The following is an 18,533-nucleotide window of genomic DNA, read 5'->3' on the forward strand; positions in this document are numbered from 1 at the left end:
AAATTACCTTTTTAGTAAACTATCTAGAATCATTTTTGTTTGTTCATAATTTTGATGTTGGATAGCCGTCATTCCGATGTGCTTTCCTATTTCTGCTAACAAGGGTCTATCATCGATATAAATCACTTGCTCGGGTTTTACTTGAGCTAAATCCAATGCGAGTTGATAAATATCGCTGTCGGGTTTGCGTAGATGAACAAAGCCTGACACCACAAAAATATCGACAAACGCTTTCATTTTAAATTGATCGATTCGATTTTGCATCAATTCACGGCCTTCATTACTTACGACAACAATTTGTAAATTCCAATCTTTTTTGATTTTTTTTATAAAATCAATCATTTCATCAAAAGGCTGAGATTGCTCAAACATAAATTTTTTAAAAGATTCAATAGAAAAAGAGCGTTCTTGATCAAATACCACACGTTTTAAATATTCATCTAATGAAATTTTACCAATTTCATACGTATCAAAAATTAAATTATGTCGTTTATTCATTTCTTCATAATTTAATTCAAAAATGTGTGAAGCCTTTTCACGCATATGTCGATCCCATCCATTTGTCAAAAGGACGCCGCCAACATCGATAAATAATGAAGTAAATAATTGTTTACTCATACTCCTCTCACCCAACGTTATTTTTTAAGACGTCTAAAATTACAGCTCCAGATCCAATAATTCCCACATTTTTACCAAGTAAAGCAGTTTTTATCTGTAATTTGTCTGTCGCCGTTTTTAAAGCAGTTTCTCGAATGCCTTTATCAATAAATGATAGGATTTCTGGAATACCATCTAGAACCCCACCTCCTAAGATTAAACAAGCAGGATTAAAAGCATTCACAAGATTAATGCAACCTGCAATTAAGGCTTGCTTGACTTTTTCTAAAATTAATAGAGCTAGAGGGTCTCCACTGTGGTATGCTTCAATAACAGCTTTAGCTGAAACATTTTCTAAATATCCACCTGCTTTTTCTAAAATGGATTGACCACTTTGGTTATCGGCAAGAATGAGTTCTTTGGCCTGTCTAGCAATTCCCCATCCTCCAGCAAAAGCTTCAAAACAACCATTGTTACCGCAGGTGCAACGAGGGCCATGAAAATCGATTGTCATATGGCCGACTTCTCCAAATGTATTATTATCCCCTTTTTGCATTTTTCCCTGGCAAACGATACCACTGCCAATTCCTGTTCCTACGAATAAACAAATAAGATCTTGATAATGTTTACCAGCTCCGTAAAGCCATTCTCCCCAAGTAATAGCGCGAACATCATTCACAACCTTAACTGGAATTTCAGCTTCTCTTTCCAGATTTTTGCGTAGTGTTACTTGATGCCAGCCTGGGAGATTTGGAGCAAAACGAACGACTCCTGTTTCTTCGTCAATTTGACCTGCTACCCCTATTCCAATTCCTTTAATCTCAACTTTTGTCCGATTTTTTAAATCCTGAATCGCTTGCATGATTTGTTTTTCGACACTAGCTGGTCCGTGTTTAAAATCCGTTTTAAGTCTCACACTATCAATCAATGTGCCGGAGACATTCAAAACTCCTATCCCAATTTTGGTTCCCCCTAAATCGATTCCAATGACACAATCTGTTTCTTTTAGCATATTTTCCATACAGTTTTACAGTTTTTAAATTTGTAACTTATGTTGGTAAGAAAATTAGCAAATAACATAAGGGGAACAATTTTGCTTGGTAATCCCTTAAAAAAAGATATATATAATTAAATTGTTTTTAGCGACAACAAATCCTGCCTTAATGGAAGATTAAATGACATTGATAGTTGAGAAATCTAGCGTAAAAGACTAAAGTTAAATTTAAAAAACAATTTTAAGGATTTAATGCCCTCAATTATAGGTTTAAAAAACATATGGGGAATAAATGGCCAAATTAATAAATATCTTTTCATTTTGCTAAAACTTGTAACCTATCCCTAACCCTAATTTATTTCCACCGAGATTTACTTGTGTTTTGAAACAATTAGGTTGATAAAGATAATCAAAAAACATATTTAAGAAAAAACAGGCATTGATATCATAATAAAGGCCAGTTTTAAATACTCCTCCAAAGACAAAATATATTTTATTGGTATGAATCCCAAAAAATTGTTTTTCTAATTTGACAATTCCAAAACTCGGCCCTAATCCAACATAGAAAGATAAATTTCTTGGCAAAATATAGGTGTACTGCATGCCAAAGCTCATATTAACAATTGATATTCTTGTAAAATCATGTAAGTAAAAAGAATGGCCTTTTTTGGACATTCCATCGACATTGATCCATCCTTGAAAATATTTAGGAAAAAAACGGTGACTTGTCCTTCATACCCTCCCATACAATTTCCATAAATGCGACGAAAACGTTTAGAAGCTGGAAAAAATAATTGACTTTTTGCCTCTGCTTTGATTTCTAAGCTTGCTGCTACATTAGTTAAATTTAATAAAATAAGTAAGAAAGTGCTTAAAAACGCAAATGTTGGATAAGGAATAAAATTATTTGAGAATTTTTTCCAACAAAACTCTAAAATGAATGATTTTTCTAATCCAAAAGTTGCATTGACAAATTCTTTCATTAACATTTTCCTTTAACGACGTTTCTTGATAGGAAAAACCTTTGTGCTAATAGGTGCAGATTTGACTCCTTTCTTGTTAACTGAGACAATATAGTAAGTATAAGCTTTGTTTTTCTTGCGATTGCCATCTTCAAATTGAAAGGGACATTGGTTAGGAATTTTTCCAATGCATCGTTTTAATTGAGCATCTCGATAAATTTCATAAAAGACAATATTGGCATTCTCTTGAGGAGGAATCCAGTATAAAACGTTCACTAAATGATCTTTATCGACGAATTGGTTAACAATTTGACAGCCATAAAAATTCTGGGGTGGTTGGGGAATAGTATCTCTCGTCACCACCTGTATCAATGTTTGTGAAGTGGAAGTAGCAAAATTCAAATCTGAATTGTAAGCGGCAATAATTGAATGGGATCCTGGAGCTAAACTGATGACTTCTAAAGTTGCCATTCCTTCATTTAATGCTGACGTACCTAAAGGAATAGATCCATCATAAAAAGTCACTGTTCCTGTTGGAGTTTCTGAGCCAGAGGTAACAGTAGATGTAAATGTCACAGGTTGTTTATAAGCTGAAGGATTGATAGAAGAAACCACTTTGACATTCGTCCCAACTTTATTCACACATTGAACAAGTGTATCTGTCGAAGAGGAATAACTAGCGTCTCCAGAATATAAGGCAACTAATGTAATTTCGCCACTTGGGAGCGTTGTCGTCGAATAGGAGGCTTGTCCATTCACAAGATTCAACGTTGTTAATGGGACAGAGCCAAAATACAACGTTATAATTCCAGTTGGTGTACTCGAACCTGTGATAGGAGCAACAGTTATTGTAAAGTCAATATTTTGACCGAAATTAGAAGGATTCAGTGCAGAATTCAAATTAGTCACTGTTGTGACTGTAATATTTGTTTGATTAACAGTTTGGACAACTGTTGGAGATGTCGAAGCATTGAAGTTTGCATCCCCATTATAAATGGCTTTAATCGTATGATTTCCAAGCGCTAATAAATTTGTCGAATAGATAGCCAAGCCATTATAAACTGGTACCGTTCCCAGTAATGTTGATTGGTTATCATAAAAAGAGACATTCCCACTCGCAATTCCGATCGGCGTAGTCACAGTAGCAAAAAGAGTGACATTTTCTCCTAATCGGGATGGATTGGGAGAGGTTGTCAAAATATCAATTGAGGAATTAGCTTTGTTCACATTTTGCATCAAAATAGAAGAGGTCGATGTGGCAAAATGACTATCTCCACTATAAACAGCAGTCAGGGAGTGTGAGTTAACAGAAAGGTTAGAAACTGCCAAAGTAGCAACCCCTAAGTTGTCTACTGTCGCTGTTCCAATCACCGTTGTTCCATCCAAAATTGTCACAGAACCTGAAGGAGATCCTGATCCTGTGATTAAACTGACATTGGCAGTGAACACTACCGATTGCCCATATGTAGAGGGGCTAGCTGAAGTAGAAAGTGATGTGGCTGTTGCTCCTTGATTAACCTGTTCAGAAAGCGGGGAAGAAACCGATGCCGCAAAGTTACCATCTCCTACATAAACAGCTGTAATCGCGTGAGTATTCACAGAAAGCGTAGAAGTTGTAAAGTTGGCAACTCCCCCTACTAAAGTAACATTTCCAAGAACAACATTTCCATCTCTAAAAATGACTGTTCCTGTCGGTGTACCCGTTCCGAGCATAGGCGCCACAGTAGCGCTAAAATTAATAGAGTTTCCAAAAACAGAAGGATTAGTCGATGAATTTAGTAAAACTGTCGTAGCAGCTGCTTTCACAATTTGAGTCAAAAGAGCCGATGTCGAAGCGGCAAAATTTCCATCTCCATTATAAGTCGCGGTTAAATCATGAGAACCCACAGTTAAATTAGACATATTTAATGTTGCCCTGCCTTCAGATATATTCACTGTCCCAAGCATGAGTGAACCATCTTTAAATGTGACGGTTCCCCTCGGTGTAACAGAGGCAGTACCTGCTGGAATTGTTGCTATTAACGTATCGGTTTGACTAAATTCGGAAGGGTTAATGGAGGAAGTAAGTGTAATTAATGAACTCGATTTGTTAACAATTTGTTTGAGATTTGAGGATGTGGAACCTTCAAAATTTGTGTTCCCACTATAGACAGCTGTTAAAGTATGTGTTCCCACCCCTAAATCAGAAACACTGAATGTGGCTTGATCATTACTAATTGTCCCAGTTCCTAATACACTTGAACCATTTTTAAAAGTTACGGTTCCTGTTAAGGTTCCATTTCCGCCTGTTGTACTTACGTTTGCAGTTAGAGTGATTACATCTCCAAATTGTGAAGGATTACTAGAAGAGGATAGAAACGTCTTAGTTGTTCCTGGCTCGACAATTTGGTTTAAATTTGGTGAAGTTGAGTTTCCAAAACTGGAATTTCCATTATAGGTTGCTTTTAGTGTATGTGCACCTACCGATAAATTAGAAATAGTAATCAAAGCAATACCGTTTGATACTCCACTTGTTCCTAAAACAACACTTCCTTCATTAAATGTCACTGTACCAGACACGACTCCAGAACCCGCTAATATAGTAACATCGGCTGTTAAAGTAATTGTTTGTCCAAATACTGAAGGAATCATAGAAGAAGATAATGCTATGCTTGTTGTTGCCGCAATAATATTTTGAGATAAAACAGGCGATGTTGAAGCAGTGAAATTTGCATCTCCTTGATACAATGCTTTAATCTGATGGGTTCCTAACGTTAATGAAGAGGTAGAAAATATTGCTACTCCTGCTCCATTCAGTGCTTGTACCCCAATTAGAGAGGACCCATCAAAAAAAGCAACATTTCCTGTGGGGGTTCCAAATGGAGAGGTTAATGTGGCTGTCAATGTGATTGTTTCTCCCACGTGGGAAGAGTTAAGAGAAGAAGTGAGGCTTGTGACTGTACTAGCTTGCAAAACTGTTTGAGATAAAGTCATAGAAGATTGAGCGTGATTAGAATCTCCCGCATATTTAATCACAATTGGCAATGTCCCTGCAGGAAGCGTCGTAGTTAAAAAAGTAATTTTTCCTGTTGAATCTAAAGTTCCTGTTCCAATGACTGTTGAACCATAAGTAGCAGTTACGATACCTGTTGGAGTAAACACATCTGTATTAATAGGCTCTACTGTGACATTAATTGTTACTAAATTTCCGATTGTAGAAGGATTAGGTGAAGAAGTTGCTGTTGTTCTGGTGGAAACTTGTAAAATAGTTTGCTCCAGTATGGAAGAGATTGACGAATTAAAATTGGCATCTCCATTATAAACTGCCGTAATGGAATAGGGCGTGTTATTTGCAGATAACATTGGCGTCGCAAAAGAAGCAATCCCTCCCCCATTTAAAGAAACAGTTCCAAGAATTGTCGAGCCATTTTTAAACGTAACAGTTCCTGTAGGAATTCCGCTACCTGGATTAATTGGACCAACGGTGGCTATAAAATCAATCGGTTCACCATAAATTGAAATGCTTTGAGAAGAACTAACAACGGTTGTTGTTGGAGTTTTATTCACAACTTGATTTAAAGCAGCAGAAGTCGAAGCAGCAAAATTCCCACTTCCTAAATATTTTAAGGTTATTGAATGACTTCCCACATTTAAATTGGTTCTTGTGATAGCAGCCCTTCCTGTACTATCCAGCGTAGCCACACCGAGTTCTGTGGTTCCATCATAAAATGTCACTTGACCCGTAGGAATCCCTGCTGTTGAATTCACTTTTCCACTTAATGTAAGTGATTGCCCAAATACAGAAGGATTATTAGACGAAGTCAGTGTAGCCATTGTTGTCATGGCGGCTGTAACAGTATGAGTTGCTAATCCTTGCGATTCTGTAAATTTCGCATCTCCGGCATAAATAACGGTTACCGTTGGCGTTCCTGTTGGTAATATGGTTGTAGAAAAGGAAGCAATCCCATTGTTCAGAGTCGCTGTTCCTAATGAAACTGACCCGTAATATCCCGTTACAGCTCCAGTTGGGATTCCCCCACCTGGACTCACCGAAGCAACAGTCACATTAACTGTGACAGAGCTATTAAAAGTAGAAGCATTGAAAGGAGAGAAGTCAACTGTTGTCGTTGTTGCTGATTTATTAACAACTTGTGTTAAAGCTGAAGAAGTTGCTGTTAAAAAGTTACTACTTCCTGAATATAACGCTGTAATACTATTTGAACCAACATTCAAGATAGAGGTTGAAAACGTGGCAACACCGTTGTTAAGAGTTGCTTGTCCTAAATTTGTCGTCCCTGATAAGAATGTAATCGTTCCGGTTGGAACACTAATGAGTCCTGCTGAACTTACGGAAGCATTAAATGTCACTAGTTGACCATATAACGATGGATTTGTAAATGAAGTCAAAGCAACATTGACGGGTGCTTTATTGACAATTTGCTGTCTAGAAGGAAAGTTTTTAGCAATAAAGTTAATATCTCCATTATACCGAGCATTAAAAATGGCTACACCAGCTTGGACATTATTTGCATCAATTCTTGCGGTGCCTTGAATAATTGGGGCTGTTCCAATTAAAGTACTTCCATTATAAAAAGTGACTGTACCAGTTGGGGATCCCGTTGTGAAAGAATCTACGGTTGCTGTTAATGCGATGGTATTACCATAGATTGACGGAGAGGGAGATGCTGTCAAAATCGTATCTAAATCCACAGCCGTGATTGTATGACTTAAAGTAGCAGATGAAGGTGAATAACAAGGATTTTTGACCGAGCAACAGCTGGGATCATAGATCGCTGTAAAATCGTGTGTTCCTGTCGGGAGGCTATCTGTCGTAAATACTGCCTCTCCACTTTCGTCAAGTTCAATGGTTGCTAATTCCCCAGATTGATCAGAAAAAATCACAGAACCTGTTGGTAGCCCATCTAATCCATCGACTGTAGCTACAAATGTCAAAGTTTGTCCATAAGGAGTACTTGAAAGATTGGGAATAACAGAAAGAGTAGTTAACGTCGTATTTGGATTCACTTGTTGCGTAATTGTATTTGAAATGGAGAAAGCATAGTTAGAATCGCTATTGTAAGTAGCTGTTAATTGATGAGTTCCCACACTTAAATTAGAAATAGGAAGCACAGCAATTCCATTCGCATCCAAAATTGACGTTCCAATAGCGATTTCCCCATTAAAAAATGTTATCGTACCTGTCGGAGTATAATATCCTTGAGTAGCAACGACAGCTGCTGTTAATTCAACCATTTCACAGAAATAAGAAGGATTTGGACTAGCTGTTAAAACTGTTTTTGTTGTTAACATATCCGTCTGTTGAACTTGTTGAACGATAGAATTAGAGGTTGATGTAGCAAATATTATTTGATCACCGCTATACACAGCAGAGATAGGATGGGGTCCGAAGTGAAGATTATCAGGCATAAATGAAGCTATCCCTGTCAATGGATCGACAGGAATAGGAGGTGAAATAGCGTTTCCTCCTTCATAAAAGACCACCGTGCCAGTAAATGATGGAATAGGCATTGGAGAACCAGTTGCTGTTATGGTCGCTGTCAATGTAGCATTAGCTTGTTCAGAATGATTGGGTAAGGTAACTAATACTGTTGAAGTATCATAAGGGACAACATATTGGTTATAAGTGCTCGAATTCGATGTGATAAAGTTTATGTCTCCACTATATGATGCGGTAATGGGGTGTAACCCTAAAGTATTCAGTCGATTGGCAGGTTCAATACAAGTTGCTATCCCATTGGCATTAATCGTTCCTGTTCCAAAAGCCACTCCATTATCATAAAATGTGACTGTTCCAGTTGGAATGCCTGTTAACGCAGTTACCTCAGCACTGAAAGTCACTGTTTGATTGATAGGCGAAGAATTTCTAAAAGATGTGAGTTTGATTTTTGTCGGTAGCTGGTTGATAACAGTCTGTTTGAAAGTATTAGAAGTCGAAGATATAAAGTTAAAATCGCCATTAAAAGTAGCCGTTAAAGAGTGATTGCCGGGATAAAGTTTAATGGTTGAAAAAGTGGCAACACCATTGGCATTTAACGTTCCTGTTCCTAATACCTTGGATCCTTCTTTAAAAGTCACTGTTCCTGTTGAAATTCCTGAACCCGGCGCATTAGCGGTCACTGTTGCACTTAAGGTAATCTCATCTCCAAAATTTGAAGGGTTTAAATTTGATGCCAAAGTTGTCGTTGTCGTATCTTTTACAACAATTTGATTGATTAAGGGGGCTAAGGAACCAGTAAAATCTCCATCCCCCAAATAAGCCGACCCAATTCGGTGTGTCCCTAAGCCTAGGCTAGAAATTTGAAGTGTTGCTTGACTTTGATTAGCTCCGCTAGCTGCTAAAGTCCCCGATCCAATTAAATTAATTCCATCATAAAATTCTACCTTTCCTGTGGGATTTCCCATGCCCGGAATATGAGAATTCACGGTTGCTGTAAACTTGATTAATTCTCCAAAAACCGAAGGGGTATGAGATGTCACCGTTGTGATTGTTGTCGCTGTAAAAATAATCGTTTGCGTCATAGACGATGAATTGGAAGGATTATAATTTACATCTCCACTGTATTTCGCACTTAAAGTATGGGGCCCAATAGAGAGATTTGAAAGTGTTAATGTTGCAAAAGCTACGTTTGACGAAAGTTTAGTTATGGGGGCTGCACCTAAAAGCGTGGAGCCATCGTAAAATGAAAGTGTCCCCGAAGAAGTGAGAGGAGGTGTCGCAACAGAACCGATCACATTAGCTTGTAATGTTATCGGTTGACCAAACTGAGAAGCATTAGGAGAGTTAGAAAAAATTAATGTGTTGGTATTAGCTAAAATAACTGTTTGATCTAATGTTGACGAAGTCACAGCAATAAAATTTGTATCTCCTGGATAGGAAGCAGTAATAGAATGGTTTCCTCCATTCAAATTTGGCGTTGTAAAGGTGGCTTGACTTTTATTAGCACCAGTCTGCACAAGAGTTCCTGTTCCAATCGATGTATTACCATCATAGAAGGTAATTGTTCCTGAGGGTAAGTCAAGTGTTGTTGGTGAGGAAATGGAGGCTGTAAAAGTGATTTCTTCAGCATAATTGGAAGGATTTAGTGTGGAAGTCAGGGATATGACAGGAGTTGCTCGGTTAACTTGTTGAGAAATGACTGACGAAGTAGAAGTAGAAAAATTCAAATCTCCACTATAAACTGCTGTGATGGAATGAGCGCCGACTGCTAAATTCGCGATTGTTAGAGACGCATTTGAGCCCGTGATATTTGCAGTTCCAAGGGTAGAATTTCCGTCTTTAAAAGTAAAATATCCAGTCGGGGTTCCAACCCCTGTTGCAACAGCGATGGAGGCAGTCAATATCGTCGGTTGCCCATAGGTCGTGGGATTAGTCAAAGAAACAATGTTAGAAGTTGTTGTTCCTTTGTTTACTATCTGAGTCAAAGCTGTTGAAGTAGAAGTGTTAAAATTGCTGTCTCCTCCATATACTGCTGTCAATGAATGAGACCCCACTGATAGATTGGAAACGTTTAAAGTGGCAATACCTGCATTTACATTTCCCGTTCCAATGATTGTTGACCCATCTTTAAATGTCACAGCTCCTGTTAAGGTTCCAGACCCATCATTGATATTAACTGTGGCTGTTAAGGTTGTTGAATTGCCAAATATTGTCGGGTTAATAGAGGAGGTTAGCACGGTCATCGTGGTTCCTTTAGTCACAGTTTGCGTAACTAAGCTCGATGTAGAACCTGCAAACTTGGCATCCCCGCTATAAATTGCTGTTAAAGAATGAGTTCCTACTCCTAAATCAGAAATGGAAAGATTAGCTGTACTACTAGAAGTTAGAGTTACAATTCCTAAAACTGTATTGTTATCTTTAAATGTAATTGTTCCTGTTGGAGTTTCATTAATTTGAGTATTAGACAATGTTACTGTGGCGGTTAATTGAACTGTCTCTCCAAAATAAGAAGGATTAATATTAGTTGTAAGATTTGTTATGCTAGGTGCTGGATTAACAATAAAAGTGTTTGTTGCAGATGAATCTGAAGATGGTTCATAGTTACTATCTCCACTATAAACAGCCTTAAACTGATAATTCCCTGTTGAAGTGGGATAATAGGGGTCCGAAACCGCAACTGCTGTATTATTTAACCCTGCCAATAGTGCTATCGGTGAACCAACTTGCGTACTTTCTACAAAAAATGTCACAGTTCCAGTTGGCGTTCCCCCTGTAAAAGATCCAGTTACAGTAGCACTATCAAATACAGTATGTCCATAGAAAATGGTTGTTTGGGAAGGTTGTCCGTGAGTTATAGAAGGCTCTGCAACAAAATCAGAATCTGCTGTATTTTTAGCCGCTTGCTGTTTTTTGCTTATTTTTTCTAAACCTTCATTTTTTGAAGAAAGGATGTCAAAACTTTTCTTAGTGGATGAAGTTAAAAAAGGATTTCCCATTAAATATTCGAGATAAGGGGCAATAAAATCATTTTCAACTTTTTGAGTTATAGTAAGAGTTGCGGTGAAATGGCCCGTATTGTCATAAACATGTTCAATGATGGGTTGACTCGAAACAGCTTTTAAACCATCTCCAAACTCCCACTCATAGCTGACCTCACCTGAATGTATTAAAATTGTTTCGGAAGCATCAAAAACTGTGGGTAGTCCAGACTTTGCCTCCTTTACACTAAATCTAGCTACTATTCCTTGTTTATCATCAAAATTAATATTTTGAATGCTTTGTCTAACAGAAATGAGCGGCTCTAGCGCTCCAGTCAAGAGATTGACAGGAATGATTTGATCGGCAGATTCTTTAAGAATATAAATGTGATTTTCGTTGGGGTGAAGCACAAAAGAATTTGTTTTTTTTTGTAAAATACCTGAATCATTTTTAAGCGAAATATGAGTGATTGCTTGTGTTTGTGCATCAACAATTGATAATTGATGATTGTTCTCTTGCAGTGCGTAAATTTTTTGCCCATCATTTGTAATCGTTAAACTTTCTATGTTATGATCTAAAAGCGCAAAAGACGTAGTTTCTAAAGAAGCTAAATGAATACTTTTAATTTCATTTTGATTTTTTAAGCTTACGTATAAGCGTTGGTTTTTACTATCGAAAGCGATACTGGATGGATTTATTTTTAAATTTACAACCTTTGTCAATTGACCATTCAATAGATTTAAACAATCAATGTCGTTACTATCCTCATAACTGAGATAAGCAACTTTTTTATCTGCCGGAACGATAAATTTAGCGGGAACTTGGTTTAAACTCCCCACTTCTCGAACCATTTTTGTCTTTAAATGAAAACATTTGATTTGTTTTAAATCTTCTTCAACAAAATAAACTTCATTGGTTGCCGCATGCATAGCTAAAATTTTAGTTGCCGGCTCAATGATAATTGGCACCCCTTCTCGTCCATTGCTTAAGTTAATAGGAATAATTTCATTAGATTTTTCTGCCGTTAAATAGGCAATTAAATCTGGTTGTCTACAACTAGTTACAGAGGTAAAAGTTTTTGCAGCGATAAAATCGTTATTCCCAAATAGATGAAAAATGGAAAAGAAAAAAGAAAACAGCAGAAAAATTTTGATTAAACGCATGTTCACTCCTTGAGTGTGCCCAAAAATAGTGTGCTCAAAAAATTCGGACTATATAACATTAGCTTTAATTCAGTAATTTTTTTTTGATTTTCTCGTATAATTAAACTTAACCGTCTAAAAAGCAAAAATATAAACTCATTCATTTCTTTTAATTTAAAATAAATATTAATTAGTTTAAGGTAATAAAAAATTAACGGGACAGAAAATTAAAGTTTGGATAAACAAAAGTTTTATCTCTTAATAACCTTTAAAATTCGAATTCGTAAAAAATTTAGATTTTATTAAAACGTTTAGAGGAGACAACATGCTTGAATCTATTCAAAAAAACCGGACTCTTTTAATAATTGAAGGATTTTTATTTGCCCTTCTAGGCATAATAGCAATCGCATTACCAGGGATTTCAACTTTAAGTACAGAATTGTTTATAGGGTGGCTTATTTTGTTAGGTGGTGTTATTCAAACCTATCGAACATTTCAATCCTATCGTGAAAAAGGATTTTGGGCTTCCTTCGTTGTGAGTTTAATGTATCTTCTATTTGGAATTTTATTGCTTATTGACCCTTCCGCTGGTGTCATTTCGTTAACAATACTATTAATGCTCTTTTTCATTTTTGAAGGTGTTGCCAAAATCATCATGGGATTTCAACTGAAATCTACTAACAGCTGGATATGGTTTATCTTTAGCGGAGCCTTATCATTAATGATGGCTGGAATCATTTGGATGGGCTGGCCAGAAACAGCATTTTGGGTACTTGGCCTTTTGGTCGGAATCAATTTACTATTTTTTGGATTATCGCTTACATTTTTAGCTTTAGGAATAACTAAAATTGATCAGGAACAATTAAAATAAGTCGTGTTTAAAAGTAAGTAATCATTCTAATTTTTGAATCTCTAATTTTAAACGCGTCTCCAAACAAATGTTATTTATTCCAAAACGTCTCTTTAGCCGAATATATTCGATTAGAAGAAGGATTGTAATCGGATCCAATCCTTTTTCTTTAATGCGTAGAGTGTTTAGAGGGACAGTCTGAAAAGTTTTCAAAAAGCTTATCAAAGCTAAAACTCTTTATTGCCATTTCTTTCGCTTGAACTTAGAGGATAGATAGTAAAAGATTCTTGAAAAAAGAATAGGAGATATATAATGATCTAATAATCTGTTACAGCCAATCAGGTAAATTGTTTTGTCTTTAGATGGTAAAGAAAATTAATATAATATGTTTCAACATGAGGAAAAGGAAAGGGTAAATCCGTTAAATTGTTACAAACATGGCACTAACTTTTTTTTAACAGGATTAGCTTCAAATCCTTGTAATTTGTCATATGCAAAAATGTGTAAGATTTTAGTACTTGAGAAATTTAGATTTAAATTTTCACGATTCTTTAGCTTCCAAAACTTAGCTCATGGAGTCCCCACAAAATTTTCAAATGTCTGACACTAGTTAATTCAACAATAATTTAGGAATCCTGCAGATCAATTTATCAATTTTAGTGAATGGATAAATAAATGAATAAAATCAAATAATTATTTAAATTTATAATTAATTAAAGTTTGATAAATAGAAAATCATTAAAAAATAAGTGGTTAGCTCACCTTAAACAGAGATTTGTGTGGTTGAAAAACCACTAGGAAAGATATTAAATAAGCAGCCTTATTTTTTATTCTTTATCAGAAGTAATTATAGGAAATTCAAGGTCGATCCAAGCTTGCATTCCTCCTCTTACATTGACAACGTGATTAAAGCCATATTTTTTTAGTAGGGATATTGCTGTAGACGCGCGTATTCCAGATCGGCAAATGACTGCAATTAAACGATTTTGAGGGATTTTATGCATATATTGATAAAGATTATTTAACTCCACGTGATAAGCATCTGCAATATGGCCAGAGTGCCATTCTGAGGTGGTTCGTACATCTAAAACAAAAACATTTTCTTTCGGGTCGTGCAATCTTTTTGCAAGTTCTTCTGGGGTTAGATAACTAAAACACTCAATACGATTCATCTTTTTTTCTGCGTCATCTTTTAGTACAAATAAATAAAAGGGCTGATCAAAGCCAATTAAGCGCAATTGAGACACGATATCATTCATTTGATTTTCACGGTTTGTAATAATGATTAATGGGATATTATGGGGAATAAGCCATCCTGCCCATGAATAAAAAGAAGGTGTCATAGGGATATTGACGGACCCTGGAAGATGAAATCGCGCAAAAAGTTCTGGATAACGAACATCTAATAAAAAACACAAATTCAAATCTAAATCTCTTTCAGAACAGACTTTTTCAACTTTTAGTTCACTCAATAAAGGTGGATTAGAGACATTTATTTTTTTCATGAGAGAAAAATAGGGAGGAATTGCAGGCAAATCCTGACTAATACTTTTAATCCATTCTGTTTCTTCAATTGGATTTAAATAAGGATTACAAGTTCTCTCGTAACCTAAAGTTGTTGCGTCTACTCCTCCAATGTTTTTACCACAAAGAGAGCCGGCTCCATGTGCAGGAAAGACTTCAACAGAATCCGGTAAATGAGCAATCCTGACGAATAAGCTTTGATAAAGCTCTTTAGCAAGAAAGTTAAACGCATTTTCTCCTAATAAATCCGGTCTTCCTACACTACCTACAAATAAACAATCCCCGGAAAAAATGAACCAGGGAAGATCATGGCTTCTTGTTTCATCATAACAAATCCACATGATATGTTCAGGCGTATGTCCTGGCGTATGCAGAGGTTTTAAACGAATAGATCCGAATGACAAAACATCTTCTTCTTTGACAATATGATCAGCATAAGCGGGAACCCATTGCTCTCCGCCAAACCCCGAAGAATAAATAATTGGAGCATTTTTTAATTGAAATTTTAATTCTCTAGCCCCGGAAATGAAGTCAGCATGCACATGCGTTTCCAATATAGCTTTGATGTGCATTTCAGCGTTTTCAGCAGCCATAATGATCGGAGTAACTACACGAGTAGGATCTATCACGACGCATTCTTTGGTCGTTTCATCTCCTAACAAATAAGTATTAATTGCCAGGCCTGGAGTGTAAATTTTTTGAAAAAACATATATTAACTATAACATTTTTGGAAAAATTAATGGTTTTTCACAGTATTTAGTACATTAACCGTTTACCATAAATAGATTTTATCTGAGCATAATTTCGAAAGAATTTTATATTTTATACATTTTGCTTTAAATTAACGTTATTTTTCGATAAAAAATCGAAATGATCAATAGTGATTTAAGGATAGGCATAATGAGACATCATTTTTTTGTAATTCTATTTTCTAGTCTTTTTCTTTATTACCAAAATATTCAAGGAATAGAATATCCTCCCTTTCAAACAGTTTCAAATGTCGATTTAAATCGTTATATGGGCACCTGGTATGAAATTGCCCGTTTAGATGAGCCATGGGATAGAGGATGTTATCATAACCCAATGGTTATTTATACAATGCAAAGTGATGGAATCATTCAGGTTGTTAATCAATGCGATATAAATAGTTTTTTTAAATCTGTCCAGAGGGCAGAAGGAACAGCCGAAATTATTGATAAACAAACGCAGGCAAAGTGGAAAATCACCTTTCCGGCTACAGAACAGTATAAAGGATTGCCTATTGGAGATTACTGGATCATTATTTTAGCAGATGATTATAGTTACGCAGCTGTTAGTGATTCTGATCAAAAACATTTGTGGATATTAAGCCGCACACCCTTTTTACCTGAAGTTATTTATAAACAAATTTTAGATAAAGTTGTTCTTTTGATGCCGGATTTAAACATTTTAAATGTATTTCGAGCCAAACAAGATTCTTCTGCTAAAGCAACAAAATAAATGCTGCTTTAGTTAACAATACCTCTACATATTATATCGGTTAGGATCATTGGCTCTTGGAATATTATCAATAAGATAATTGACAAATTCTTTCCATTTCTTTTGTTTGATATAAGGAGTAATTTTATTAAAATCGACTCCGATTTTACGAGAGAAATCTCGAATATATTCATCTTTCAGATTATTTTTTTTAAATTCTTCATTTAAACTAGTGACATTTCCCGCTATAAATTCATTCCAAATCGTTCTATTACGGATTGCGTGAACTCCGGTCTTCAGCTTTTCATCTGTAAAAATGACCTTTAAAAAATTAAGTGGATGTACTTTATCAATACGTTTTCCCGCATCTTGCAAGTCTGAGCGTAAACTGGCTAAACTAAGCAATGATTCGTAAGCCAGGCTCGTTACAATAAAATCGATATCTTTTCTCTCATCTTTGGAAACTTCCGCATAATAATCACGATTTGTAGTGCTTTTTCTAATCAATACATCGTTATTAGAGACAACAATCGTCAACGCTAAATCATTTGAAAGAAATCCTTCAGGCTGGATATTTTCCAAACTGTTTTTGTAGTAGCATTCAAGCCAATCGATCACATCTGTAAACTTATCCTCTTGAGCAATAGAAAAGTTAGCAAGCCGCCCTTCCGAATCGACTAAACTAATGTTTCTGCCACAAACAAAGCTTGGTAAATATCCCGCTAAAATAAACGTATAAAATAAAAAGTTTTTATATTGTTTATACATATTTTTCCTTGTTCGAATTTAAATTTTTTAAAATTAAAATAAATAAAGCAGCTTTAAATTTGCCCCATACAAATTGAATTTAGTTTCAATAAAATCAAAGGGAAAATTGATTCGATATCCATAATGTCGATATTCATAAAACGGAACTAAGCTAACAGACACTTTTTTTTGAGAAAAACAAGTAAAATAAGTCATAGGTAATTCAACACGATATTGAACTTTTTCCTCATATTTTTGATGAATTTTACCAAATTCAGAATCATGCGTAATCGTATGATGACTATCTAAAATGTACCTAGCTTTAAAATTTATTCCCATCCTAAAATTATCTGTAAAGTCTAAATGAGATAAAAATCCAATAGGAATATATAAGAAACTATTGTAAAAATGAAATCGAAATGGTGAAGGATGCTTATATTCATTCTTTTCCCAAAATTTCCCTACACCAATGTAAGGAGTAAAAGAAGGCTTCCACCCACAATTTGACGCTAAGGTATAACCAATTCTTTCCTCAATATTGATATCAGTCAAAATTGACTTGATTTTTTCTTCTCCCAATTTCCCTTTCATAGATCCTTCTGCATACAAAAAATCTACGCCAACATAAATTTTATCTTTTTTAATTCGTTCATAACCAAGCCTAACACCGTAGAGGTAACCATCTTGTTTAGCGCCTGCTTTTTTTGTTCGTTCAACGTGATATATTTCAGGGCCAACAAATATTTGATCTCCTTGATTTTCATAATAGTCTGCTCTTAAAGAAGCAAACAAAGAACATACACCCAAGAGAAAGAAGAGGAAGAAATGATCATTTTTCATTGTAAAACCGATTTTTAATAATTCAAGGATATGTAGGACGATTTTGTTATCGCCACTTTCGCTTAATATTAATTTGAAGTCGTTAGCAGACGAAATTTAATTTATCAAAGCTCTCATCCAAGAGTGCACTTCTGACAAATTTTTTATTAATTGTCAATTACAGCATATGTTCCAAATCAAACCAATCTAAAAATATTAATTATTTCTGATTTTTTTTATGAAATTAATCTATGAGAGAAGGAAAAGGAAGGTAATAGAGATAAATTGGCATAAAATATGTCATAAATTATTTTAAAATTGATATTGACAGGTAGAAAACATCTACCTGTCAAAAAAGCTAAATTTTTAACGTGCATCTTCACGTCTTAGAGCACAGGCAGATGGCGCGCAATAAGTTCCACGAACTGGTCTGGTTGTATGTTTGTAGTAATATTTTGGGACATGTTTGTAGCAACGTTCACAAGTATATTTTGGAACATAGCGACCATCTGTTGTATAGTAGTATTTAGGAACTTGATGGCAGCAAATTTTAGAATAGTATTGTGGAATATATCTGCAGCATGTTTTTTCATAGTACTGGGGAACCATACGGCAATGTTTCTTTTGAATGAATTGTGGAACATATTTGCAGTGCCATTTATTGTAGTAGCATGGTTCATATTTGTAGTACAAAGAGTAGCAATCACCAACTGGCCTTTCCGCAAGTGCACAAGCATCTGAATTATTTGCACCATAAAAAGCTTGTTCACCTTGGCTTTGGTAATTGTTATCTCTCTGTGCTACCTTATTGTCAAGGTTACCTTTGTTATTTTGTGCGAAGCTGTATGATGTTGTGAAAAAACACAAAAATAGAAAAAAAAATAGCCCTACTTTTTTCATAAAAAACCTTTTTGTTGTTTATCATTGATTTAAGCACTTGGTATTATTCCCTTTGTAAAGGACTGGTGCGTATCTCAAAGATTAAATTTTCACGTGGTTTACGTAAGCAATGTATGCTAGAAA

11 protein-coding genes are annotated in these 18,533 nt (G+C 35.4%); 2 read left to right on the plus strand and 9 right to left on the minus strand.

Annotated features, from left to right (window positions below):
- Positions 1-3: 3 nt before the first annotated feature.
- The 5 genes from PC_RS04505 to PC_RS11160 all read right to left on the minus strand — a co-directional run bounded on the left by PC_RS04505 (position 4) and on the right by PC_RS11160 (position 12,132).
- The gene (locus PC_RS04505) at positions 4-618 is read right to left on the minus strand and encodes an HAD-IA family hydrolase (protein ID WP_039358108.1); all 615 of its coding nucleotides are present in this window, start codon (positions 616-618) and stop codon (positions 4-6) included.
- 7 nt (positions 619-625) lie between these two features.
- Entirely contained in the window at positions 626-1,609 is a 984-nt protein-coding gene (locus tag PC_RS04510; RefSeq protein ID WP_011175485.1) for an ROK family protein, read from the minus strand.
- Positions 1,610-1,915: 306 nt separating this feature from the next.
- Complete coding sequence (locus PC_RS04515; RefSeq protein WP_044044946.1) at positions 1,916-2,194, minus strand: hypothetical protein; 279 nt, start codon at positions 2,192-2,194, stop codon at positions 1,916-1,918.
- Positions 2,195-2,202: 8 nt separating this feature from the next.
- Positions 2,203-2,574 (minus strand): hypothetical protein, encoded by a 372-nt coding sequence (locus PC_RS04520; protein ID WP_011175487.1) that lies wholly within the window; start codon positions 2,572-2,574, stop codon positions 2,203-2,205.
- Positions 2,575-2,586: 12 nt separating this feature from the next.
- Positions 2,587-12,132: an Ig-like domain repeat protein gene (locus tag PC_RS11160; RefSeq protein WP_011175488.1), complete on the minus strand. Its 9,546-nt coding sequence runs from the start codon at positions 12,130-12,132 to the stop codon at positions 2,587-2,589.
- Between the two features lie 304 nt (positions 12,133-12,436).
- Here PC_RS11160 and PC_RS04530 point away from each other — a divergent pair, with 304 nt between their 5' ends.
- Positions 12,437-12,982 carry an HdeD family acid-resistance protein gene (locus tag PC_RS04530; RefSeq protein ID WP_011175489.1) on the plus strand — a complete coding sequence of 182 codons (546 nt, stop codon included), beginning with the start codon at positions 12,437-12,439 and terminating at the stop codon, positions 12,980-12,982.
- Between the two features lie 806 nt (positions 12,983-13,788).
- Here the strand turns inward: PC_RS04530 and PC_RS04540 are convergent.
- Entirely contained in the window at positions 13,789-15,195 is a 1,407-nt protein-coding gene (locus PC_RS04540) for an MBL fold metallo-hydrolase (RefSeq protein ID WP_011175492.1), read from the minus strand.
- Between the two features lie 191 nt (positions 15,196-15,386).
- Between PC_RS04540 and PC_RS04545 the strand changes: the two genes are divergently transcribed.
- On the plus strand, positions 15,387-15,965 hold the full coding sequence (locus PC_RS04545; protein WP_011175493.1) for a lipocalin family protein: 579 nt from the start codon (positions 15,387-15,389) through the stop codon (positions 15,963-15,965).
- A 24-nt stretch (positions 15,966-15,989) separates the two neighbouring features.
- On the opposite strand, the gene PC_RS04550 is transcribed toward PC_RS04545, so the two are convergent.
- The 3 genes from PC_RS04550 to PC_RS11165 all read right to left on the minus strand — a co-directional run bounded on the left by PC_RS04550 (position 15,990) and on the right by PC_RS11165 (position 18,119).
- Positions 15,990-16,712 (minus strand): DUF8085 domain-containing protein, encoded by a 723-nt coding sequence (locus tag PC_RS04550; protein WP_011175494.1) that lies wholly within the window; start codon positions 16,710-16,712, stop codon positions 15,990-15,992.
- Positions 16,713-16,745: 33 nt separating this feature from the next.
- Complete coding sequence (locus tag PC_RS04555; protein ID WP_052278652.1) at positions 16,746-17,483, minus strand: hypothetical protein; 738 nt, start codon at positions 17,481-17,483, stop codon at positions 16,746-16,748.
- A gap of 393 nt (positions 17,484-17,876) precedes the next feature.
- A complete protein-coding gene (locus PC_RS11165) occupies positions 17,877-18,119 on the minus strand; it encodes a hypothetical protein (RefSeq protein ID WP_181679055.1) in 243 nt (80 codons plus the stop codon).
- Positions 18,120-18,533: the final 414 nt, after the last annotated feature.

The sequence above is a fragment of the Candidatus Protochlamydia amoebophila UWE25 genome (assembly GCF_000011565.2).
Classification (GTDB): Bacteria; Chlamydiota; Chlamydiia; order Chlamydiales; family Parachlamydiaceae; genus Protochlamydia; species Protochlamydia amoebophila.